22 protein-coding genes and 1 other RNA gene are annotated in these 23,663 nt (G+C 45.8%); 4 read left to right on the top strand and 19 right to left on the bottom strand.

What is annotated here, in order from left to right; genetic code table 11:
* Positions 1-30: 30 nt before the first annotated feature.
* The 14 genes from ftsA to rsmI form a co-directional block, all read right to left on the bottom strand.
* Positions 31-1,299, bottom strand: a complete 1,269-nt coding sequence (ftsA, locus tag QQ041_RS23160) for a cell division protein FtsA (RefSeq protein ID WP_010434747.1) — start codon at positions 1,297-1,299, stop codon at positions 31-33.
* Positions 1,292-2,071: a cell division protein FtsQ/DivIB gene (locus QQ041_RS23155; protein WP_285955183.1), complete on the bottom strand. Its 780-nt coding sequence runs from the start codon at positions 2,069-2,071 to the stop codon at positions 1,292-1,294. Before QQ041_RS23155 ends, ftsA begins: the two co-directional genes overlap by 8 nt.
* A 191-nt stretch (positions 2,072-2,262) precedes the next feature.
* Entirely contained in the window at positions 2,263-3,723 is a 1,461-nt protein-coding gene (murC, locus tag QQ041_RS23150; RefSeq protein ID WP_146490528.1) for a UDP-N-acetylmuramate--L-alanine ligase, read from the bottom strand.
* 13 nt (positions 3,724-3,736) lie between these two features.
* Positions 3,737-4,798, bottom strand: coding sequence for an undecaprenyldiphospho-muramoylpentapeptide beta-N-acetylglucosaminyltransferase (gene murG / locus QQ041_RS23145; RefSeq protein WP_285955182.1), 1,062 nt, complete (start codon positions 4,796-4,798; stop codon positions 3,737-3,739).
* Positions 4,799-4,810: 12 nt separating this feature from the next.
* Positions 4,811-6,007, bottom strand: coding sequence for a cell division protein FtsW (ftsW, locus tag QQ041_RS23140; RefSeq protein ID WP_146490526.1), 1,197 nt, complete (start codon positions 6,005-6,007; stop codon positions 4,811-4,813).
* A 22-nt stretch (positions 6,008-6,029) separates the two neighbouring features.
* Positions 6,030-7,346, bottom strand: a complete 1,317-nt coding sequence (murD, locus tag QQ041_RS23135; protein ID WP_285955147.1) for a UDP-N-acetylmuramoyl-L-alanine--D-glutamate ligase — start codon at positions 7,344-7,346, stop codon at positions 6,030-6,032.
* A 57-nt stretch (positions 7,347-7,403) separates the two neighbouring features.
* Positions 7,404-8,486, bottom strand: coding sequence for a phospho-N-acetylmuramoyl-pentapeptide-transferase (gene mraY, locus QQ041_RS23130; RefSeq protein WP_048658030.1), 1,083 nt, complete (start codon positions 8,484-8,486; stop codon positions 7,404-7,406).
* Complete coding sequence (gene murF, locus QQ041_RS23125; RefSeq protein ID WP_146490524.1) at positions 8,483-9,856, bottom strand: UDP-N-acetylmuramoyl-tripeptide--D-alanyl-D-alanine ligase; 1,374 nt, start codon at positions 9,854-9,856, stop codon at positions 8,483-8,485. The genes mraY and murF overlap by 4 nt, the downstream gene beginning before the upstream one ends.
* The gene (gene murE / locus QQ041_RS23120; RefSeq protein ID WP_285955146.1) at positions 9,856-11,340 is read right to left on the bottom strand and encodes a UDP-N-acetylmuramoyl-L-alanyl-D-glutamate--2,6-diaminopimelate ligase; all 1,485 of its coding nucleotides are present in this window, start codon (positions 11,338-11,340) and stop codon (positions 9,856-9,858) included. Before murE ends, murF begins: the two co-directional genes overlap by 1 nt.
* 18 nt (positions 11,341-11,358) lie before the next feature.
* Positions 11,359-13,116 (bottom strand): penicillin-binding transpeptidase domain-containing protein, encoded by a 1,758-nt coding sequence (locus QQ041_RS23115; RefSeq protein WP_146490522.1) that lies wholly within the window; start codon positions 13,114-13,116, stop codon positions 11,359-11,361.
* Positions 13,113-13,430, bottom strand: a complete 318-nt coding sequence (ftsL, locus tag QQ041_RS23110; RefSeq protein ID WP_061019056.1) for a cell division protein FtsL — start codon at positions 13,428-13,430, stop codon at positions 13,113-13,115. The genes QQ041_RS23115 and ftsL overlap by 4 nt, the downstream gene beginning before the upstream one ends.
* Positions 13,431-13,433: 3 nt before the next feature.
* Complete coding sequence (gene rsmH, locus QQ041_RS23105; protein ID WP_017059280.1) at positions 13,434-14,384, bottom strand: 16S rRNA (cytosine(1402)-N(4))-methyltransferase RsmH; 951 nt, start codon at positions 14,382-14,384, stop codon at positions 13,434-13,436.
* A 228-nt stretch (positions 14,385-14,612) separates the two neighbouring features.
* An RNA gene (gene rnpB, locus QQ041_RS23100) (RNase P RNA component class A) lies at positions 14,613-15,052 on the bottom strand.
* A gap of 175 nt (positions 15,053-15,227) precedes the next feature.
* Positions 15,228-16,094, bottom strand: a complete 867-nt coding sequence (gene rsmI, locus QQ041_RS23095; RefSeq protein WP_019824587.1) for a 16S rRNA (cytidine(1402)-2'-O)-methyltransferase — start codon at positions 16,092-16,094, stop codon at positions 15,228-15,230.
* Positions 16,095-16,155: 61 nt separating this feature from the next.
* Between rsmI and QQ041_RS23090 the strand changes: the two genes are divergently transcribed.
* Genes QQ041_RS23090 through QQ041_RS23075 form a run of 4 tightly spaced genes read left to right on the top strand, consistent with a single transcriptional unit; the run spans position 16,156 to position 19,573 of the window.
* A complete protein-coding gene (locus tag QQ041_RS23090; protein ID WP_285955145.1) occupies positions 16,156-17,973 on the top strand; it encodes a penicillin-binding protein activator in 1,818 nt (605 codons plus the stop codon).
* The gene (locus QQ041_RS23085) at positions 17,960-18,358 is read left to right on the top strand and encodes a YraN family protein (protein WP_146490577.1); all 399 of its coding nucleotides are present in this window, start codon (positions 17,960-17,962) and stop codon (positions 18,356-18,358) included. Before QQ041_RS23090 ends, QQ041_RS23085 begins: the two co-directional genes overlap by 14 nt.
* A 2-nt stretch (positions 18,359-18,360) precedes the next feature.
* Positions 18,361-18,951 carry a phosphoheptose isomerase gene (locus QQ041_RS23080; protein ID WP_004729817.1) on the top strand — a complete coding sequence of 197 codons (591 nt, stop codon included), beginning with the start codon at positions 18,361-18,363 and terminating at the stop codon, positions 18,949-18,951.
* A gap of 16 nt (positions 18,952-18,967) precedes the next feature.
* Positions 18,968-19,573 carry a BON domain-containing protein gene (locus QQ041_RS23075; protein WP_146490520.1) on the top strand — a complete coding sequence of 202 codons (606 nt, stop codon included), beginning with the start codon at positions 18,968-18,970 and terminating at the stop codon, positions 19,571-19,573.
* An 89-nt stretch (positions 19,574-19,662) separates the two neighbouring features.
* Here the strand turns inward: QQ041_RS23075 and sspB are convergent, their stop codons facing one another.
* The 5 genes from sspB to petA form a co-directional block, all read right to left on the bottom strand.
* Positions 19,663-20,157: a ClpXP protease specificity-enhancing factor gene (gene sspB, locus QQ041_RS23070; protein ID WP_061019061.1), complete on the bottom strand. Its 495-nt coding sequence runs from the start codon at positions 20,155-20,157 to the stop codon at positions 19,663-19,665.
* Between the two features lie 5 nt (positions 20,158-20,162).
* A complete protein-coding gene (gene sspA / locus QQ041_RS23065) occupies positions 20,163-20,798 on the bottom strand; it encodes a stringent starvation protein SspA (protein ID WP_009848943.1) in 636 nt (211 codons plus the stop codon).
* A 97-nt stretch (positions 20,799-20,895) separates the two neighbouring features.
* Positions 20,896-21,633 carry a cytochrome c1 gene (locus QQ041_RS23060; protein WP_048658023.1) on the bottom strand — a complete coding sequence of 246 codons (738 nt, stop codon included), beginning with the start codon at positions 21,631-21,633 and terminating at the stop codon, positions 20,896-20,898.
* Positions 21,630-22,895, bottom strand: coding sequence for a cytochrome bc complex cytochrome b subunit (locus QQ041_RS23055; RefSeq protein WP_017629361.1), 1,266 nt, complete (start codon positions 22,893-22,895; stop codon positions 21,630-21,632). The genes QQ041_RS23060 and QQ041_RS23055 overlap by 4 nt, the downstream gene beginning before the upstream one ends.
* The gene (gene petA, locus QQ041_RS23050) at positions 22,895-23,485 is read right to left on the bottom strand and encodes a ubiquinol-cytochrome c reductase iron-sulfur subunit (protein ID WP_004740757.1); all 591 of its coding nucleotides are present in this window, start codon (positions 23,483-23,485) and stop codon (positions 22,895-22,897) included. Before petA ends, QQ041_RS23055 begins: the two co-directional genes overlap by 1 nt.
* Positions 23,486-23,663 lie beyond the last annotated feature (178 nt).

The raw sequence follows: 23,663 nt of genomic DNA, 5'->3' as shown, positions 1-23,663 counted from the left end.
TGTTATCTCCGTTTTTTCCTGCAACTCAGGTTAAAACTCTTTTTGTATCCAATTACGCAATTTACCAAATAAACCAGACATAGAAGGTGCTGAACGCTTAGGTTCGCTATAATCACCTTCATCACTGATCTGACAATCTCTTGCGTAATGAAGTAAACCAACCGCCGTAGAATGATACGGCTCTTTAACATAGTCAGTTAAGCCACTAACTTCTAACGGCTTACCAACTCGAACTTGATTGCGGAAAACACGTTCCGCACACTCTACCAACCCGTCAATTTGTGCCGCTCCACCAGTGAGAACGACGCCAGCTGCAAGGTGGTGTTTAATACCCTCATCGCGTAGCTGTAATTGAACCGTATCAATAGTTTGGTTAACGAGACCCATAAGTTCAGTGTAACGTGGTTCGATCACTTCCGACAAAGTTTGTCGTTGCAAACTTCTCGATGGGCGACCACCAACACTTGGGACGTTAACAGAGTCATCCTTGCTTACGAGTTCACTCAGAGCGCAACCATGGTTTACTTTTATCTCTTCAGCATCGCTCACTGGCGTGCCGAAAGCGAAGGCAATATCACTGGTTACTGCATTTCCTGCGTAGGAAAAGACTTCTGTGTGTCGAAGTGCGCCGCCAGTCCAAATGGAAATATCCATCGTACCCGCACCGATATCGACCACACACACTCCAAGCTCTCTCTCGTCTTCAGTAATTACCGCATTGCTTGAGGCAAGTCCTGAAAACACGATTTGTTCTACTGTGAGACCACATCGTTCAACAGCTTTAATAATGTTTCTCGCCATGTCGCTATGGCAAGAAATTAGGTGAACACTGACTTCCATTCGAACACCAGATAAGCCAAGTGGGTTCTTAATCCCTTCTTGATAATCAATGGTAAATTCTTGTGGGATCACGTGCAGAATTCTCTGCTCATCACCTATTTTAATTGATTTCGCGGTATGGATCGCTCGATCCATATCGTCTTGAGACACTTCTTCATCAGAGATAGTGCCCATGCCTTTTTCAATTCGGCTTGCGATATGTTTACCCGATAGCGAGATAAATACATTGCTGATTTGGCATTCCGCCATCAACTCTGCTTGATCAATAGCTCGCTGAACCGACTTCACTACCGACTCTAGGTCGTTTACACCACCTTTATCCATACCTCTGGATGGGCTTTGCCCAGAGCCAATGATATTGATTTGACCATCAGGCAATATTTCACCAACCAGAGCTGATATGGTCGCAGTGCCTATATCAAGACCAACGATTATGTTGTCATCTGCGGTCTTAGTCATCTGTGCTCTCTTCTAACTCTTGCTCTGGAAACCAGCCTACAGCGGCTCCCGTATCATACCTGAGGTCGATGTAGCTCACTTGATTCGCTTTACTACCAAGTTCGTTGTAAAGCGAAATAAAGCGTTCAACACGCTCATCTAAAGAATCTTTACCTAGTTCTAAACGGATACCGTTATCTAGGATTATTTGCCAAGCGCGACGCTCATTGAGAACGAGTGAGGTAACGGTTAACCCTAGACTGTTAATCAAAGGGGTTATCTGTCGCCACTTTTCTATCACTTCTTGGCTGGTGCCGTCTGGGCCGTAAAGCTTAACTCTATCACCCTTCAACAGGCCGATATCACCATTAAACACCTGACCATCGTCATTCAGCAGCATGTTGCCGTTCCAGATTGCTGCTGCATGGTACTCAGTCAAAAATACTTTTATTGTGTCTGGCCACTGCTTACGAATGGAGACCACTGAAACCCAAGGTAACGCTTCTAAACTGTCTTGCAACACACCAATGTCTTGCGACATGAATGTTCCGATATGCTCTAGCTCGCTAAACGCATGTTGAACATCACCAGCGGTTACGTAAGTTAAGTCGCCTTGAAGTACTATTTTGGAGAGAGGCAATCGCTGATCGTCCCACATCCAAGTCAGTGTGGTATAGAAAAGAAACCCAATGAAAAGCAATACCATGACAAAAAAAGCCCCACCTAAGGCGTGTTTCTTGAGCGACGGTAAACTGAATAGGTGGCGGTTTTCGCTAAAAGTACTTTCTACCAAAGCCCGCATTCCCTGTCGTTGGTTCGCAATTCTATTCCCTATCTTCGTAATAGAGGTAAAAGCACTTACTTTAACCTATGAATTATACTGAGCAAAATCAAACTATCAAACGTTGATAATAAGATTTTTGGTCAATTTTAGGTCAATCGCAAGAAGTGAGCGATTGACCACAGTCTGTAGACAGTATTCTGTTACGCGTTCTGCATTTTATTAATGTCTAACTGTAACGATTCCAACTGCTTCGCCACTCGACCAACATCGCCTGCCCCCTGCGTTAAAACAAGGTCACCGCCTTGAATTACATTGGCTAAAGCCGACGGCAGCGCGTTGATATCGGCAACAAAGATTGGATCTATCTTACCACGCCCGCGAATAGTTCGACTTAATGAACGTCCGTCTGCCCCTGCAATAGGTTTCTCACCTGCAGAATAAACATCTAACAGAATTAGGACATCAACCTGTTCAAGAACGTTCGCGAAATCATCATACAGATCGCGAGTACGGCTATAACGGTGTGGTTGGAAGATCATCACAAGACGTTTATCAGTCCAGCCACTTCGTGCAGCTTGAATCGTCACATCAACTTCGGTTGGGTGATGACCGTAATCATCAACCAACATAGCAACGCCTTTACCTGTTTCGTACTCACCTAGGTGATCGAAACGGCGACCAGTGCCTTCGGTTCCCGCCATCGCTTTTAGAATCGCTTCATCGCTGATGTCATCTTCTGTTGCAACAGCGATCGCCGCTGACGCATTCAGTGCATTGTGACGACCCGGAATATTTAATGTGATATCAAGGTTAGCTTTACCTTCACGTACCACCGTGAACTTACCTTGTTGACCTTCTTGTACGTAGTTCTCAATACGAATATCCGCATCTTCTGAGAAACCGTAAGTAATCACTTGGCGACTTACCTGAGGGATAAGCTCACGCACTACAGGATCATCAACACACATCACAGCCTGACCGTAGAATGGCAGGTTGTGTAAGAAGTCAATAAACGTCTGCTTTAGCGTTTCAAAATCGCCACCGTAGGTATCCATATGATCCGCTTCGATGTTAGTTACGATACTAACCATTGGTTGCAGATGTAAGAATGACGCATCACTCTCATCGGCTTCAGCGATAAGAATACGGCTTGAACCTAAACGTGCGTTAGTGCCTGCACTTTTCACCAAACCACCGTTTACGAAGGTTGGATCTAGGCCTGCTTCCGAGTAAATCTGTGTCACTAGCGCAGTCGTGGTTGTCTTACCGTGCGTACCTGCCACAGCAATGCCGTGACGAAAACGCATCAGCTCAGCCAGCATTTCTGCACGACGAACGATAGGTGTACGCGCTTCACGAGCAGCAATAATTTCTGGATTTTTTTCGTTGATAGCGGTTGAAACCACCACCACACTTGCATCGGCAACGTTACTTGCTTGGTGACCAATGTAAACAGTCGCGCCCTTGCTAACTAAACGATCAGTCACTGGATTTTGAGCAATATCAGAACCTGTGATTTGATAGCCTTCATTTAGCAGGACTTCAGCGATCCCGCTCATGCCTGCACCACCAATACCAATGAAGTGGATAGATTTAACACGGCGCATCTCTGGCACCATTGCACGGATTTGCGCTAAGTCTTGGGTATGTTCAATCGTCATCAATTCAATCTCATTATTTTGCTAAAGCTTTAATCGCTTCAGCGACGGTCACATCAGCATCAAGCTTGGCTGCTTGACGAGCTTTTGTTGCCATCATTTTTAATTCATTTCTATCAAGCTCAGCGATCGTGTTCGCTAGCTTATCAGCCGTCAGTTGAGGCTGTTCAATCATCAACGCAGCGCCACACTCAACTAAGTGATCGGCGTTCAGCGCTTGTTGTCTGTCTTTGTGCATAAACGGAACGAAGATAGAACCAACACCTGCTGCAGATACTTCTGATACGGTTAATGCCCCTGACCGACACACTAATAGATCTGCCCACTCATAAGCTTGCGCCACATCATCAATAAATTCAGTCACTTGTACATTATCTACAGAATGTGATTTGTATTGTTCAATCACTTGCTGTTGATTGTTTTTACCGGCTTGGTGCATCACAGTAAAACCAGCGCCTAACTGAGCCAATGTCAAAGGCAGTGTATCATTTAGGATTTTAGCGCCTTGGCTACCCCCCATAACCAAAATGCGGATGTCACCATCACGCTCAGCCATGCGTTGATCGGGTTCAGTTAAGGCAACAACATCTTCGCGTACTGGGTTACCCACGACTTCTGCAGTAGGAAACGCACCCGGAAAAGCTTGGAAAACCTTTTTAGCAATCTTAGACAGCCATTGGTTGGTTAAACCTGCCACTGCATTTTGTTCATGCAGAACTACTGGAATACCAGACAACCAAGCCGCGATACCACCGGGACCACTCACGTAACCACCCATGCCGAGCACCACATCAGGCTGCCATGCTTTAATGTGTTGTCTTGCTTGAAGTATGGCATTAATAACCTGGAACGGCGCTTTAATTAGCTTGCTAATGCCTTGACCACGAAGGCCTTTCACCTTGATGAAGTCGATCTCAATACCATGCTTTGGCACCAAATCCGCTTCCATTCTGTCTGCAGTTCCTAACCAGCGAATTTCCCAGCCTTGTTGCTGAAGCTTTTTAGCCACGGCTAAGCCAGGGAAAACGTGACCGCCAGTACCACCAGCCATCACTAAAAGTTTTTTGTTTTTTGTCATCACGTTAGATTCTTATTCTACTAATTCGTTTTGATTATCGGCTTGTTCTTTTTGTTGTATCCGGCACTCGTGATCGATACGCAGCAACATAGAAACCGCCACCGACATCACGATAAGACTTGAACCACCATAACTGATCAACGGTAAGGTTAGACCTTTGGTCGGGACGATACCTGAAGCAGCACCCACATTAACAAGCGTCTGAAAAGCAAACCAAATGCCGATGCCAAATGCCAGGTAGCCACTGAACACTTGGTCATTTTCAAAGGCCTTTTTACCAATAAGAATGGCTTTAAAAACCAAGCTAAAGATCAGCATCAACACCAAGGTTACGCCAACAAAACCCAATTCTTCTGCCAACACAGCAAATACAAAATCGGTGTGCGCTTCGGGTAGGTATTCGAGCTTTTGAATTGAGTTACCAAGCCCTTGCCCCATCCAATCACCACGGCCGAACGCCATCAATGACTGAGTTAACTGGTAACCACTACCGAAAGGGTCGTTCCAAGGTTCCCAGAATGAGGTAACACGTCGAACACGGTAAGGCTCTATAACAATCAAGCCGACGACTGCGGCAATACCCGCCACCATCAAGGCGATAAACTGTGAAAGCTTGGCACCAGCAATGAATAGCATGCCAAACAAAGTAACTAGCATTACGACTACGGTACCTAAATCGGGCTGGCCCAATAGCAACACGGCAAAGGCGCCAAACACCATGATGGGTTTGGCAAAACCACCGAAGAAGGTTTTTCTCACTTCGTCCTGTTTACGAACCAAGTAGCCCGCCATAAAGATAAACAGCGATAACTTGGCTACCTCAGCAGGTTGTAAGTTAAATAACCCTAATGGGATCCAACGCGATGCGCCGTTAACCGATTTACCGACGGCTAATACCACAATCAGCAAGAAAAAGGATAAGCCCAGTAGATACATACTGTATTGAAACCAGCGCTGCATAGGGATTTGCAATATGACGCTGGAGACACCTAATGCCAACACAAGGAAGATGGCATGACGGAACATAAAGTGAAACGGCTGATCGGTTAAACGAGCACTGATTGGGAACGAAGCCGACGTTACCATTACCAAACCCGTCAGCATCAGTCCAAGAGCAATCCATACCAATTGACGATCATAGAGCGCCTCTGGTGTGGCACGGTTAAGCCATTGCCAAATAGATTGATTGATCTCTTTCACTCTTTGCACTGAATGCTAGTCCTTCAACACGTTAGGCATACTCATGAGCAAGTTCAGTGAACGCATCACCTCTTGCCATGAAGTTATTAAATTGATCGAAGCTTGCGCACGCAGGAGACAGCATCACCATATCCCCAGCCACAAGCTGTGGTGAGATGGATTCGATTATCTGCTGCATGGTATCGAACTTTTGTGCAGATGGGTGTAGAGGCATGAATTGATCGGCATCTTCACCAAAACAACACAGTTGAACGCGTACTAGTTGCGACAACACAGGCTTAAGCTCACTGAAGTCGGCACCTTTACCAACCCCGCCAACCAGAAGATACAAAGTACCTTGGCACTCTAAGCCCGACAGAGCCGCTAATGTACTGGCTACGTTGGTCGCTTTTGAGTCGTTAACCCATTTAATTTCGTGTTTGTCAGCCACTACTTGGCAACGATGCGTTAAACCATTATAGGCTTTCAGGGCTTCAAGGCTTTTTCTGTAATCGATACCGACTTGTTTAAGCAGTGCTAGCGAGACTAACGCATTTGCCACATTGTGACGTCCAACCAATGTTAAATCTTGGGTAGAAAGTACAGGTCTACCGTTGTCCATTAGCCATTCGGTACCATCAACTGTCGCGACACCAAACTCTTGGTCGTCGAGCCCGAATGTTACTAATGACATGCTGTGGTCTGGATACGTCTCTTTATCGTCGCGGTTTACAATCGCATATTGAGCATTGTTAAAGATTCTTAGCTTGGCATCGCGGTAGTCGGCCATGCCTTGATAACGATCCATATGATCTTCAGACAGGTTCAGAAATGCTGCTGCTGCTAAGTTTAGGCTTGATGTTGTCTCTAACTGAAAACTTGAAAGCTCAAGAACATATAAATCAGCATTAAGCTCTAAAAGTTCTAAGGCAGGGATACCAATATTGCCACCCACACCGACATTCAAACCCGCAGCCTTTGCAAGTACACCAGTAAGGTCGGTCACGGTGCTCTTGCCATTAGAACCTGTTATTGCCACGACGGGTTTGTCTACCGCCCAGCCAAACAGTTCAATATCGCCAACAACCGGAGTTCCCGCTTGAATAACATCTTGTATTTCAGGGGTCGCTAAGGCGATACCTGGGTTAGCAACTACCAAATCAGCTTCCGCTAACCATTGGCTATTCCAACTACCAGAATGTAGCTCTACCGACTCAGGTAAAGATTCCTTTCCTGGTGGTAGTTCTCGAGTATCAATCACCTTCACATGAGTATGAGGCTGATATTTTACGAGATGTTTAACGACAGAGAGCCCGGTAATACCGAGCCCCACAACCACTACATTTTGAATATTTTGCCAACGTTCCATTTAAACAAGATGCTCTTAATAGTTTTAAAGAGCCCCAACTCAGAGGCTCACACAGGATTAACGAACTTTCAGTGTCGCTAGACCAACCAGTACTAATACCATTGAGATGATCCAAAAGCGCACGATTACACGCGGCTCTGGCCAACCTTTAAGTTCATAGTGGTGATGAATCGGTGCCATGCGGAAAATACGTTGACCACGCAATTTGTAAGAGCCCACCTGCAGAATCACTGACAGAGTCTCCATTACAAACACACCGCCCATAATAACCAGTACCAACTCTTGGCGAACTAACACAGCAATCACACCCAATGCACCACCAAGCGCTAGCGAACCAACATCGCCCATGAATACTTGTGCTGGGTAGGTGTTGAACCATAGGAAACCAAGTCCAGCACCGACTATGGCAGTACATACAACCACAAGCTCAGATGTGTATGGGATGTATGGAATGTGTAGATATGCTGCGAAGTTAACGTTACCTGTCGCCCAAGCAATCACAGCAAAACCAGCAGCAACCATAACCGTTGGCATAATCGCCAAGCCATCTAGGCCGTCTGTTAGGTTCACCGCGTTACTGGTACCCACAATAACAAAATAAGTCAGTACGATGTACAATAAACCTAATTGTGGCATCACATCTTTAAAGAAAGGAACAACCAATTGGGTTGCCGCAGTATCGTGCCCGTGAGCATACAGCGCAAACGCCACAACCAGTGCAATAGCCGATTGCCAGAAGTATTTCCAACGCGCAATCAAGCCATCTGTGTTTTTACGAACCACTTTACGGTAGTCATCAACAAAGCCAACCGCACCGTAACCGCCAAGGACAACCAATACAGCCCAAACGTAAGGGTTAGAAAGATCAGCCCACATTAATACCGTAATAATGATGGCAGCTAGGATCATCACGCCACCCATGGTAGGTGTGCCACGTTTGCTAAAGTGAGATTCAGGGCCGTCGTTACGAACAACTTGGCCAATTTGTAGCATTTGCAGACGCTCGATTAAACGAGGTCCCATCCACAGCGACAGGCATAAAGCCGTCAAAATACTCGCGATTGCACGAAACGATAGGTATTCGAACAAACGGAAAAAAGAAAAGTGTGGCTGTAGTAGCTCTGCAAGCCAAATTATCATGAAAAGTTCTCCTTTAAAGCAGCGGCTATTTTACTCATTCCTGCACTATTAGCGCCTTTTACCAACAAGGTATGCGACGCGTTTTCTGGCAAGCTTAAGTGCTGCTCTATGTGCGCGAACATCGCTTGATGCGTTGCAAAGTGAGTACCATTACAGACCTCACTAATCACCTTGGTATCATCACCGTAAGTGAGTACATGCTCAAAAGCGAATGGGGCAGCATATTCACCGACTTGACGGTGAAGTGCAAGGCTTTCGTCGCCTAATTCAGCCATATTGCCTAAAATCAACCAACGTTGACCTTTGAAGCTCGACAGCAGTTTAGCTGCCGCTTTCATCGCAGGTACGCTGGCGTTGTAACTGTCATCTATCAGCTTGATATTCTGACTTAATTGTTGAACCTCAACTCGTCCTTTGACAGAGATAAGATTTGCTAAACCATTTTTCACTTCATCTAGCGTGGCGCCAAATTGGATGCTCAACGCCGCTGCTGCTAATGCATTCGCTACGTTATGTTGACCGATAATACCGAGCTCAACCGGCATAGCGCCTTGCGGAGTTTGCATCTCAAAGCAGGCTTCACCCTGCTCATTAATACCAATGTTCTTAGCAAAGTAATCTGCATTGCTGTCGCTTTCTGAAAATGTCAGTACCGTTTTATCGGCAAGTACTTCATTCCAAAAGTCACCACCGTTGCTATCTAAATTAACAATAGCAGCATCACCGGCAGCAAGCCCTTGAAAAATTTCACCTTTCGCTTTTTTAACACCATCAATTGAGCCAAAGCCCTCTAGATGCGCGGCTGCGACGTTATTAACTAAGGCCACCTGTGGTTTCACAAGTTGCGTAGTATAGGCGATTTCACCAATATGGTTCGCACCCAGTTCTATCACGGCATAGTCGTCATTTGGTTCACTGCGCAGTAAGGTTAGTGGTACTCCAATATCATTATTGAAGTTACCCGCCGTATACAGCACCTTGCCACGTTGTTGCAGAATGCTCGCCACCATCTCTTTGACGGTCGTTTTGCCACAGCTTCCTGTTATCGCCATGGTTGGCACGTCACATTGTTTGTGGATCCAAGCACTTAGCTGACCTAAAGCAAGTTTAGTGTCTTCAACAACAACTTGAGTAATATTTAGGTCAAGTTTTCGTTCGACTAACAACGCACTCGCATTTGCCTCAACCGCTTGATGACAAAAGTCATGCGCATCAAAGCGTTCTCCAACAAGAGCGACAAACAATGCGCCTTCTTCAACGGTGCGAGTGTCGGTAGAAACGGCATTAATTACGGCATTGTTTGAGTTGCTAGACTCAATCAACTCACCGCTGACCGCAGAACAAATCTGTTCGAGTGATACATCAATCATTATGAAATACCTAAAAGTTGAAGCGCAGACTCTCGGTCTGAGTAATGTACCGTTTTGTCTTTCAATACTTGGTAATCCTCATGGCCTTTACCAGCCAAAAGAATAATGTCATTGCTGTCTGCCTGTTCAAGCGCGAACTTAACCGCTTGGTAGCGATCGTGTTCCACAAATGCAGATTCAGGTTTGCTTAAGCCTGACAACATGTCTTGGACAATCAAGGCAGGAGCTTCGCTACGAGGGTTGTCATCTGAAATAATGATTTTATCGGCGAACTGCTCTGCGGTCGCAGCCATCATAGGGCGTTTACCAGTGTCACGGTCACCGCCGCAGCCAAAGATAGCCCACAGTTTTCCAGAACAATGAACACGCAATGCTGCTAATGCTTTTTCTAAAGCGTCTGGCGTGTGCGCGTAATCGACAACCACTTTTGCTTTGCTCGGCACTTGGAACAGTTCCATACGACCAATCACAGGTTGTAGCTGAGGCGCAGTGTCGACCAAGGTTTGCTTATCGATACCTAATGACAGCAAGGTCGTAAAGGCAACCAATACGTTTGATGCGTTGAACTGGCCAATCAGTGGAACCGAAAGATCGCCTTGTCCCCAACTACCATCAAAAGAGAGCTTAATCCCAGTTTCTGCATAGGCAACATCAGATGCCCATACCGACTGTTGGTAGCCCGTTAATGGAAGTAATGAAACAGCAATCGCACTCGATAAATCTGTCATCCAAGCTTTACCTACTTCGTCATCAACGTTTATGACAGCGTGATTGCATTTGTGCACAGTAAACAGGCTCTTCTTAGCCAAAGCGTACTCTTCCATCGTGCCATGGTAATCAAGATGATCACGGCTCAAATTCGTGAATACACCTACTTCGAAGTCCAAGGCTTTAACTCGACCTTGCACCAAACCATGAGAAGATATTTCCATTGCTGTATAAACGGCGTTTTCTTCAGCCAACTCACTCAGTGTGCGTTGTATTTCGATGGCACTGCCGGTGGTATTCGCCGCCGTTTTAAGGTTACCTAGAAAACCGTTACCCGTGGTGCCCATTACTGCCGAACGTTGGCCGACTAAATCAAGCCACTGAGCAATCAATTGGGTGATGGTAGTTTTGCCATTGGTGCCGGTAACACCAATCAACTTAGTCGCTTGAGACGAGTAAACACGGCCGGCCAACTCAGATAACACCAAGTTAAGGTCTTTAATGTAAATGACCGGAACAGTACCCAACCACTCAATCAGACCATGGGGCTTTTCAGCATCGGCCTGTGCAATAACAGCATGAGCTCCCTGTGTGACCGCTCTGTCAATGAAACGACGGCCATCGACAGCATGTCCGACTACGGCAACAAAAATATCACCGTCCTTGATCGCACGGCTATCCAACTCCAACTGCTCAACAGCAATCGCATCTAGCTCAGAAGAACCGAAGTCTCCCCAAGGAGAAAGTAAAGATGACAGCGTGAGGCTATTACTCATATTGAATCCTGATTGGCTCTATTCTTGAAATTTGTTTTCATCAGCAGGGACATTAAGTATTTGCAGTGCACCCTTCATGATTTCAGAAAAAACGGGGGCTGCGACTGAACCGCCATAGTAAAGGTCACCTTGAGGCTCGTTAACCACAACAACCAGCGCCACTCTAGGGTCACTGACTGGGGCAAAGCCAGATGTAATAGCGATATATTCATCGCTGTACCCACCAGCTTCTGCTTTACGAGATGTACCTGTTTTTGCTGCTACTCGGTAACCCGGCACAGCAGCTCTCGTTGCCGTACCACCCTTTTGAGTTACCCCTTCTAGCATTTGCAGAACCAGCTCAGCGTTCTCACGCTTGATGATCTGCTTAGAGAAATCTTGGTCGTTACTTTTGATGATGTGAATTGGTTCATACATACCTTTGTTAGCTAACGTTGCGTAAGCATGAGCCAATTGAAGTGGCGTAACTGCTAATCCATAACCAAATGCCAAGGTAGCGATTTCAAACTTAGACCAGCGACGACGGTTCGGGAAAATACCCGCTGTTTCCCCCACCAGGTTCAACCCTGACATCTCACCTAAACCGACAGAGCTGTACATCCCAAGCAAGGCTTCAAGTGGCATATCAAGCGCTAACTTCGCTACACCGATATTACTCGATTTTTTGAGGATCAACGCTAAATCAGCTTTGCCGACTTTCGACGTATCACGTACGCGACTGCCACCAATCTGCATGATACCATTACCTGTATCAATGATGGTTTCCGCGTCTGCCGTCCCATTCTCCAGTGCAGCTAACACCACGAAAGGTTTTACTGTCGAACCAGGCTCCATGGCATCAGTGAGCACGCGGTTTCGCATCTTAAAGCTTTGTAAGTCAGAGCGGTTGTTCGGGTTGTAAGACGGTGCATTGACCATGGCTAACACTGCGCCCGTCTTCACATCGAGTAACACTGCAGAGCCCGAAGTCGCCTTATGATCGGCTACAGCTTGCTTGATCGCTCGATAAGCTATCGCTTGTAATCGTTGATCGATTGTGAGCTCGAGTGGCTTACCTTCTTCACGCTCTTCTAAAGCAATGTTTTCAACAACGCGTCCATAGCGGTCTTTACGAATCGTTCGCTTACCCGCCTCGCCCGTAAGCCATTTGTCGTAGCTGCGCTCAACACCTTCTAGGCCGTGCCCATCAATCCCGGTAACGCCGATAAGGTGCGCGCTGACTTCGCCTGCAGGGTAGTAACGTCGAGATTCAGCTTTCAGACCAATACCCACTAGCTTCAGATCGCGAATATATTTAGCCATCGCAGGGCTAACTTGTCTTTGCAGGTAAATAAATCGACGGGATTTGTTGCTAGAGATCTTGTCGATCATTGATTGTCGTTCTAACCCAAGCACATCAGCTAGCGCATACCAACGATCAATGTTGGCCATGCCGTTTTTGTCAAAAATCGTTTTTGGATCAGCCCATACCGCCTCAACTGGAACACTCACAGCAAGCGGCTCGCCATTGCGGTCTGAAATAATACCGCGAGCAGAAGGAATGGCCTTAACACGTACTGAACGAAGGTCGCCCTGACGAATTAAGTTATCTGGTTCAATAATTTGAATGTAAGCCACACGGCCAACCAGTGCAGCAAAGGCAAGAAACACGAAAGCAATAACGACGTTAAAACGCCATTTAATAAGAATTGGATCCGAATCCTTTTCGCTCTTCACACGCTCTTTCGTTGATTTCTTAACGGTTTTCGCGGGTGCTTTTTCCTTTTTACCGGTCATTTCAGTGTGATCACAACTTCTTTGTCAGAGTCTGGACGTTTCATGTCTAGCTCTCTTTTTGCCGATGCTTGAACGCGACTGTGTTCAGCCAGAGCCGTCTCTTCAAGCATTAAATTTCGCCACTCATCATCAAGCTGTTCTCGCTCCACCAATGCCATGTCTTTTTGAGTGATCGCCTGACGTGACATATGTGTCGTAAGAACGACCCCCATCGCACTTGCAAAGATACAGATAAGAAGCATCAATGGGATCTTACCCACGGAGATCAAATCAAAAAATATTATCTTGGCTAAGTTAGGTTTGGAGGTCTTCATTGACTATAGCTTTTCTGCGATTCGTAATACTGAGCTACGTGAACGAGTATTCTCATCCACTTCGCCTTTTGATGGTTTAATCGCTTTACCAACAGGCTTAAGATCAGCACTGCCTAGCGCTTTGATCTGCTCTTCTGTTAGTGGCAAGCCATGTGGTACTTGCGGGCCTTGGCTCTCTTTACGGATAAAGCGCTTCACCATGCGGTCTTCAAGTGAATGGAAGCTGATAACAGATAAACGACCTTCTGGAGCAAGAATACTTGCAGCACCTTTCAGTGCCGTGTCGATCTCTTCAAGCTCGCTGTTGATGTAGATACGGAATGCTTGGAAAGCACGTGTCGCTGGGTGCTTTTTCTCTTTAAAGCTTTTTGGTGCTACATCTGAGATAAGCTTAGCCAACTGGCCAGTGCGCGTTAGCGGTTCGTTCTCTTCATTCTCTTGATAAGCAATGATGCCTTTCGCGATACGGCGAGCGTGTTTGTCTTCACCAAACTCACGGATAACCCATGTGATGTCATCAAGGTCAGCTTCAACTAACCACTGAGATACAGGAATGCCAGTTGTTGGATCCATACGCATATCAAGCGGGCCGTCTTTCATGAAGCTAAAGCCACGCTCTGCGTCATCCAGCTGTGGTGAAGAAACACCTAAATCCAGTAATACGCCATCCACTTGACCGACTAAGTCGTAACGCTCTGCATATTCAGCCATACCTGAGAATGGGCCATGAATAATCGTAAAACGAGGGTCATCAATCTTTTGTGCTTCTGCAATCGCTTGTGGATCGCGGTCGATACTAAAGAGTCGTCCATTCTCGCCCAGTTTAGACAGGATTGTACGGCTGTGACCACCACGACCAAAAGTACCATCGATGTAGGTACCGTCAGGTTTGATCGCAAGTCCGTCAATAGATTCGTTAAGCAATACTGAAATATGTTTGAATGCTTCTGTCATAGTCTTCTCAGTGAGTGGATTGAGCCATTAGTTCGGCAATAATTTGTTCTATTAACGTTTTAGTGTACTGATTTCACGCTGTATCTCCACCATATTGTGTATAGGCTTTGGGAATTTTTGACCCAAGCTCATATCAGGATGAAGGATTCTAAGGAAATCTAAATAATTTACGTCAATATAAAGCAAAAAACCCATCACTACCGTTAAGTAATGATGGGTTCTTTATATAGGTGGAGTTGACACATACGCCGGGTTCTGTTCCGCTTGCGCGGCGGTAACCATTCGTCTAGGCCTGCAATCGCTCACAGGCTCAAGCAATCTACCCGCCCCCATACGCGAGCAACGCAATGTGAGGGCCTATTTGATCTTGCTCCGGGTGGAGTTTACCTTGCTACGAACTGTTGCCAGTCGCACGGTGCGCTCTTACCGCACCCTTTCAGCCTTACCTGTGCCCCTTCCGAAGAAATGAGGCCATCGGCGGTCTTCTCTCTGCTGCACTTGTCGTGGGCTCGCGCCCCCCAGACGTTATCTGGCACCCTGCTCTATGGAGCCCGGACGTTCCTCCCCTCTACCAGTCTCCCGAAGGACTTCAACGTCAGTTTCCCGAAGGACCTCAACGTCAGTCTCCCGAAGGACATCAGCAAAGCAGCGATTACCCGTTCAACTCCGAGGGCGGATTGTATAGAGATTAGAGCGCAGTGTCTAGCGAGATCACAAATATGCTGCAAACCTCTAAGCAACTGCATGAATTTCACACAATTAAGACAAAAAAGAGGAGTGACGGTATTACCCTCATTCCTCACAAGCTTTTCAATACAGGTTAGCTACTCTATAAAGAGGTTTCTAGTTGTCTAGATGCTCTAGGCCCCATTTGTATAAAGCGTTCTTTTTCAGATTGTAGATTTCTGCCGTCATCGCCGCCGCTTTTTTAAGGGGCAACTCTTTGGTTAGAATACCTAGTGTGCGAGTCGCTTCGTCTGGCAATTCTGTGCTCGCTTCTTCACGGTGACCGTGAATCAGCAATACCATCTCACCGCGTTTACGGTTCGCGTCTTCTTCAATCCACTCAATAAGTTCACCCAGTGGTAGACCTTGGATGGTTTCAAAGGTTTTGGTTAGCTCTCGCGCCAATACAACCTCACGGTCAGGGCCAAGAATCTCAAGCATGTCTTGTAGAGAATCTGAAATACGGTGTGGTGATTCATAGAAGATGCAGGTGCGCTCTGCCTTTGCGATCTCTAAGAACTTGTCTTTACGACCTTTGCTCTTTGGCGGTAAAAAGCCTTCAAAGCTGAAACGATCTGACGGTAAACCAGAAGCACTCAACGCCGTAATCACAGCACAAGCACCAGGAAGTGGCACAACTCTCACACCCGCTTGACGACATTGTGAGACAAGATGGTAACCTGGGTCACTAATTAAAGGAGTACCCGCATCAGAGACTAATGCGATAGACTGACCTTCTAATAACCTTTCGACTAGAACTTGCGCTTTAGTTTGTTCATTATGATCATGTAAAGCGAACGTTCTGGTTGATATATTGAAGTGAGCAAGCAGCTTACCCGTGTGGCGTGTGTCTTCGGCTGCAATAACATCGACACTTGATAAAATTTCAATTGCTCTTTGAGTGATATCTCCCAAATTTCCGATTGGGGTTGGCACAATGTAGAGAGTTGGGCTCTCTGTGAGCAAGGTTTTGTTATCTGTCATTTGTTTACCATCACTTCAACGATTAATATAGATACAAATTTATACGGAATTTAAAGAACTCATGGCAACGATGAACCATAAGAGACTCAGTGTACCACGCTTACTCACTCCAATTGCATTAGCAATTACATTGGCGGCTTGTTCTTCAGGTCCTCAAGCACCAACGAGCGTTGATATTACACTAGATCCAGCGCAATCAACTGAAAGTTACATGATGCAGGCGGATAGTAGTAAAGGAAGTCTACAAAACGACTGGTTAATCATGGCGCTTAAGGCTTCTGTGCAAGCTGGAAAAACCGATCAAGCAACTCTGCTGATCAAACGCTTAGCCAAACAAAAGCTGAGCGAAACGCAACAAGCGGAATGGCAATTAGCTCGTGCTCAACTGTTGGTGAATAACTCGCAGCCGGAGCAAGCTTATAGCCAACTGAACTTTCAGCCTTGGTGGAAAATTCCGAACGAGCAGTGGAAAGATTATCACGAGCTACGCGCGAACATTTCTGAAATGCAAAACGAGTATTTTGAAGCAAGCCGTGAGTTAGTTCTTTATTCAGAGTATCTAGAGGCTGACGACGAGCTCCAACAACAAGCTGCTGACCGTATTTGGCAAAACCTAAATAGCTACTCTCAATATGAGATTCTAGAGCTTAAGACGTCGCCTACAGAAGACGTTCTTGCAGGTTGGTTACAACTGGCGATTTACATGAAGACGCTGAATTCAAATCTTCCAAACCTACAGGAAACCCTGTCTGATTGGCTAGCAGAGAATCCTCAGCACCCAGCAGCGACATATACACCTCAGGCGATCACTGACATCTTGGCGCTAGAGATCAGCAAGCCAACTAGCACTGCACTATTACTGCCTCTAACCGGTAAGTACGGCAAGCAGGCACAACTTGTGCGTGACGGTTTCATCTTTGCGATGATGAATGACAAAGAGCGTGAAGAAGATGCAACGCTGACGGTAATGGATACCAACGTGCAAAGTGCAGCTGAGATTAAAGCGACACTCGAAGAGAACAACGTTGATTTCATCGTTGGCCCGCTGATTAAGAGCAACATCACTAAGCTTCAGCAAGCGCAGAAAAACCACGAGAACTCGATTCCAGCTTTAGCTTTGAACATTCCAACGCAACTAGAACCAGATACCAACATTTGTTATCTCGCTCTATCGCCAGAGCAAGAAGTCGCTCAGGCAGCGAAGCACCTATTTGCTCAAGGCTACAAGTACCCGCTTATCCTTGCGCCAAGAGGGCGTTTAGGTGAGCGTGTTGAGCAAGCGTTTAAAGAAGAGTGGAAAAAATACAGCAGCAACGATGTTGCTATCAGCTTGTTCTCTGACAAACGCCAACTGCAACGTAATGTGAATCAGGTATTCGGCTTGCAAGAGAGCCAACAGCGTATCGCTCAAATGGACGGGTTACTTAATCTAGACCTAGAAACAGAGCCACGCAGCCGTCGTGATATCGATTCTGTCTACATTGTGGCTAAGAACTCAGAGCTAACGCTAATCAAACCCTTCATTGAAGTGGCAATTAACCCTGATGCTAGCCAACCCGCTCTTTTCTCAAACTCACGCAGCAACAGCGGTGATAAGCAGTATGAAGACCTAACCGGTGTATTCTACAGCGATATCCCACTATTGGTTGAAAACAAAAACGAGCTTAATAAAGAGCTAAACGACCTATGGCCAGCACATTCAAATGGCCAAAAACGTCTGCAAGCATTGGGAATGGATGCATACTACCTAATGGATGCACTACCACAGATGAAAGCCGTACAGGGATATAGTATTCCAGGTGAAACGGGGGTGTTAACCATCGATAACAACTGTGTGGTCCAACGTGAAATCAGCTGGGCAGAGCATGGGGCTTTTTAGCCGAAAGTTCCGATCCAAACCAACTATCACCCACAAACAAGTGGGTGATAAATACGAGGCCGTGGCAAAATCTTATCTGATTAACCACGGTTTATCGTTAATAGAAGAAAACTTCATAGCAAAATGTGGCGAGATTGATCTTATAATGCGCCATAACAATACGGTTGTGTTTGCTGAGGTAAAATACCGCAAGCAAACCCGCTACGGACATGCCGCTGAAATGGTGACTGCCAAGAAGTCACAGAAGCTGCTCAAAACAGCCAATGTTTGGCTTATGCAGCAAGGCTTGTCGGTGCACTCTACAGATTTCAGGTTTGATATCGTTGCCATTGAAGGGCCGAATGACAATATCGACTGGATTCAAAACGCGATTACCCAAGGATAAACATGCTAGACAGCATTAAAGAAAGTTTTACAGAAAGTATTCAAATCCAAATTGCGGCTGCAGAAGCTCTGCCTGACGCAATCACGCATGCCGCTCAAGCAATGGTTGCGACCTTGCTTAACGGAAACAAAATTCTTTGTTGTGGTAATGGTGGTTCGGCGTCGAATGCTCAGCAATTTGTATCGTGTCTACTCAACAGATTTGAGACAGAGCGCCCTAGCCTTCCAGCGATGGCACTCACTGCAGACAACACTACGCTAACGGCAGTAGCTAACGATTACCACTATGAAGAGATCTTCTCTAAGCAGGTACGTGCGTTTGGTCAAACTGGCGATATTCTGTTGGCTATCTCTACTAGCGGTAATAGCAAAAACATCATCAAAGCAATGGAAGCCGCAGTAACTCGCGACATGACAATCATCGCCTTTACAGGCAAAGATGGGGGTGAAATGGCAGGCTTGCTTGGTGAACACGATGTAGAAATTCGTATCCCTTCACACCGTACAGCGCGCATTCATGAAGTACACATGGTGACACTACACTGCCTATGTGACCTAATCGATCAAGTACTCTTCCCTGCTCACGAAGAGTGATATACGGAGCATCACAATGAAATCATTAACCTCTATGATGCTGTTTAAGCTGATTAGTGTTTCGCTACTTACACTATCCCTATCTGGTTGTGCTGGCATTTTCATTGCTGGTGCAGCAACCACAGCAAACCTAGTCACAGATACGCGAACGACCAAAGAGATTTGGAACGATAACAATATCGAATTTGAAGTTGCAGCTATCACCAATAAACAACCATACCGTGGTAGCGTGCGTGTCACCGCAAGCTCTTACCGCGGCTCTGTAGTGTTAATGGGCCAAGCAACGACAGACGCTGAACGTCGTGCTTTTGAAAGCCAAGCCAAGGAAGTAACAGGCGTCGAAAGTATACATAACCAGATTCGAGTCAAAGAGCCTTTGTCAGTTAGCGCGATTAGCAAAGACAGCTGGATTACCACTAAAGTGAAATCAGCTCTGCTTGCGAATGCTGAGCTTAACGGCATCAAAGTAAAAGTGATTACTGAGGATTCAGAAGTATTCCTGCTTGGACTCGTCACTCGAGAGCATGCTGATATCGCGACAGAAGTTGCGCGTAACATCTCAGGTGTAAAACAGGTCATTCGAGCATTTGAATATGGCGAAGAAGAAACAGCCGTTAACTAGCCTTAAGCCAGTCAATTAAATGCCATTTAGCAGACAAGAAAAAGCAGCGACGAATCGCTGCTTTTTTATTTGAGTCGTTTTAACTAACGTTATTTGATAACACGAAGGCTTGGGCGACCTTTCACTGGACGAGGTGGCTCAGGATCTGAGTCAGGCTCTTCAGCATCTACGTCTGCCGTTGCTACGCTCAAAGATGGACCTTTTTCTGGTTCTTCAAAAGGAGTTTCTTCAATCCCTTCTTCAAACGATTCCATGTAAGCCTCTTCAGGTTCAAACATAGTACCAGCACCATTCTCACGAGCGTAAATCGCTTGTACAGCATAAAGTGGTACAATCACAGAGTGTGGGCGACCACTAAAGCGAGCACTAAACGTCACAGCTTCGTTACCCAGTTCAAGTTGTCCAACCGCACGAGGCGCGATGTTCAGAATGATCTGACCATCTTGGACAAACTCTTCTGGAACTCGCACACCTGGTAGTGTTGCTTCAACAACAAGGTGTGGAGTTAGTTCGTTATCAACCAGCCATTCATAAAATGCACGAAGCATATATGGTCGGCGTGGAGTCATATTTGAAATATCCATAACGCTTAGCGAACGAGTCGCATCTCACGCTCAGCTTCAGTTAGAGAAGCTAGGAATGAATCACGTTCAAATACGCGGTTCATGTAAATCTTAAGCTCTTTAGAACCTGGACCAATTAGTTCAATACCAAGCTCAGGTAAACGCCATAATAGCGGAGCTAGGTAACAATCAATTAGGCTAAACTCTTCGCTCATGAAGTATTCATACTCAGCGAAGATAGGAGCAAGAGTCAGTAGGTCGTTACGCAATTTAACGCGGGCTGCTTCAGATTCTTCAGCGTTGCCTTTAACGATCTTCTCTGCAACTGAATACCAGTTACGCTCAATGCGGTACATCATTAGACGGCTATTACCACGAGCAACCGGGTATACAGGCATCAATGGTGGATGAGGAAAACGCTCATCTAGGTATTCCATGATGATCTTTGAGTCATATAGAGCAAGCTCACGATCAACAAGAGTAGGTACTGATTTGTACGGGTTCAGTTCAACAAGTTCTGCTGGTAGATTTTTTTCATCAACCAACTCAACTTCAACACTTACGCCTTTTTCAGCAAGAACAATGCGCACCTGATGGCTATACATATCAGAAGCACTTGAGAAAAGAGTCATTACAGAACGTTTATTGGCAGCTACAGCCATGGAGCCCTCCAGTACACTTTAAATAAAAACAATGGAGGCCTAAAGCCTCCATTGAACATTAACATAATTTGGGAATTAGCACGGTATTATAGCACAATTAGTGCACATCACGCCAATACTCTTTCTTCAGCAAAATCACGATGATAGTGAAGATTACTAAGAAGGCCATTACCCACCAACCCATAGCATGACGCTCAAGTTGAACTGGGTCGCCCGAGTAAACCAAAAAGTTAACAAGGTCACGAACCGCTTCGTCGTATTCACCGGCACTTAATTCGCCAGAACCGTCAGTTTCAGTACCAACAACAACCGTCACTTCCTCGCCATCTACCATATGCGTATCGTAGATTGGTGTTGGGATACCTTGCAGTTCTTCAAGAACGTGCGGCATACCTACACTTGGGAAAACAATGTTGTTCACGCCAAACGGACGAGACGGATCTTCATAGAATGTACGAAGGTACGTGTATAGCCAATCTGCGCCACGAACACGAGCCACCAAAGTTAGGTCAGGTGGCGGAGCACCAAACCAACTTGCCGCTTGCTCAGAAGGCATAGCGTTAACCATCAAGCTACCAATTTTCGCCTCTGGGTCGAAAATCAGGTTTTCCTTCATTAGATCAACAGGGATCTCTAAATCATTCGCAACACGTTCATAGCGCTGGTACTGCGTTGAGTGACAAGCGAAACAGTAGTTCATGAACATCTTAGCGCCATTTTGCAATGAAGCTTTGTCTGTTAAGTCATTGTTCGCTTTGTCTAATGGTACGTTTGCACCAGCTGCCATCGCCAATGACGGCAACATAGCAAATAAAATTACAATCCACTTTTTCATTTGAATGTCACCCTTTCTGGTAATGGTTTCGTCGCTTCATTTTTACTGTAGAACCACAGTAGAACGAAGAACATGAAATAACCTAAGCTAAAGATTTGAGCCAGTAACGTGTATGTTGGCGTTGCAGGAAGCGCACCAAGTACACCAAGCGCAATAAAGCTTATTGTGAATTGGATGATGTTGATCAAATGCAGTTTGCTACGGTAACGGTAAGAACGAACCTTACAGCGGTCAAACCATGGCAATAGGAATAGCACAACAATTGATGCGCCCATTGCGACTACACCTAACAGCTTATCAGGAACAGCACGAAGTACAGCGTAGAACGGCGTGAAGTACCAAACTGGAGCGATATGCTCAGGTGTTTTCAGCGGGTTCGCAGCTTCAAAGTTAGGCGGTTCAAGGAAGTATCCACCCATTTCTGGGTTAAAGAACAGCACGTAACAGAACAAGAATAGGAAACCAGCAACACCTACCATATCTTTCACCGTCCCGTATGGGTGGAAAGGAATAGAGTCGATGATGTCGTATTTCTTAGTGTAATCCTTATGGAATGGGAACTGAGTTTTGTAATCGTCGCCCATTGTGCCTTTAGGAAGTTTAGTTTCGATACCGTCAGGGTTGTTCGAACCCACTTCGTGTAGCGCTAGTACGTGAAGCACGATAAGCAGCAGAAGTACGATTGGTAGCGCGATAACGTGCAGTGCGAAGAAACGGTTCAGCGTTGCACCAGAGATGATGTAGTCACCACGGATCCAAAGCGTTAGGTCATCACCGATAACAGGGATCGCACCAAACAGAGAAATGATTACCTGAGCACCCCAGTAAGACATTTGACCCCATGGTAGTAGGTAACCCATGAAAGCCTCAGCCATAAGCACTAAGAAGATCAACATACCGAAGATCCAAAGTAGCTCACGAGGTTTTTGGTAAGAACCGTAAATTAGACCACGGAACATATGCAGATAGATAACAACGAAGAATGCCGAAGCACCTGTTGAGTGCATGTAACGCAGTAGCCAGCCGTATTCCACATCACGCATGATGTATTCAACAGAAGCAAATGCACCGTCACCAGACGGTACGTAGTTCATTGTTAACCAAATACCCGTAAGAATTTGGTTAACCAGTACCAACATAGCTAAAGAACCGAAAAGGTACCAAAAGTTAAAGTTCTTAGGCATTGGGTATTCAGACAAGTGCTTTTTATAAGCATTCATCGCGGGTATACGTTTCTCTACCCAGTCTAGTAGTCCTTGCATTATGCATCTCCCTCGTCAATACCGATAAGGATCTTGGTGTCACTTAAATACATATGCTTTGGCACAACAAGGTTCAACGGTGCAGGTACACCTTGGAATACTCGACCTGCCATATCAAACTTCGAACCATGACAAGGACAGAAGAAACCAGACTTAACGCCCTGAACTTGTTCTGCAAAAGAATCTGGCAGGTAAGTTGGAGAACAACCTAAGTGCGTACAGAAACCAACAGCAACGAAGAATTCCGGCTTAATTGAACGGAATTCGTTCTGTGCGTATTCAGGTTGTTGTTCAGCTTCAGATTGAGGGTCACGAAGTTGACCACCAATAGACTTTAGGTTTTCTAATACCGATTCAGCACGGCGTACAACCCATACAGGTTTACCTTGCCACTCGACACGAACCATTTGTCCCGGTTCTAACTTACTGACTTCCACTTCCACCGGTGCGCCCGCAGCTTTCGCCTTGGCACTCGGATTCCATGATTTAATAAAAGGCACGGCTACAGCAGCTGCTCCTAAACCACCAACAACGGCTGTTGTTGCGGTTAAGAAACGCCTGCGACCGTTATTTAAAGGCGCGTTGCTCATCCAAACATTCTCCCATTTGCTCCTTATGGATTGAAATAATTCCGATTAAAGAGCATGGCTAACAAAATATGTATTTAGTTCTATTTATTGACGGCAAATGATAAATAAAACCCTACTTTTTGACAAGATAAAGCTACCTTTTTGTAACAATCATGAGGCAAAGCGCACATTGGGTTAC

The sequence above is a fragment of the Vibrio sp. TMPB1044 genome, from assembly GCF_030442075.1.
GTDB classification, from domain to species: domain Bacteria; phylum Pseudomonadota; class Gammaproteobacteria; order Enterobacterales; family Vibrionaceae; genus Vibrio; species Vibrio satsumensis.
The sequence above is the reverse complement of the archived record's forward strand: the minus strand, read 5'-3'. Positions and strand labels throughout refer to the sequence as shown.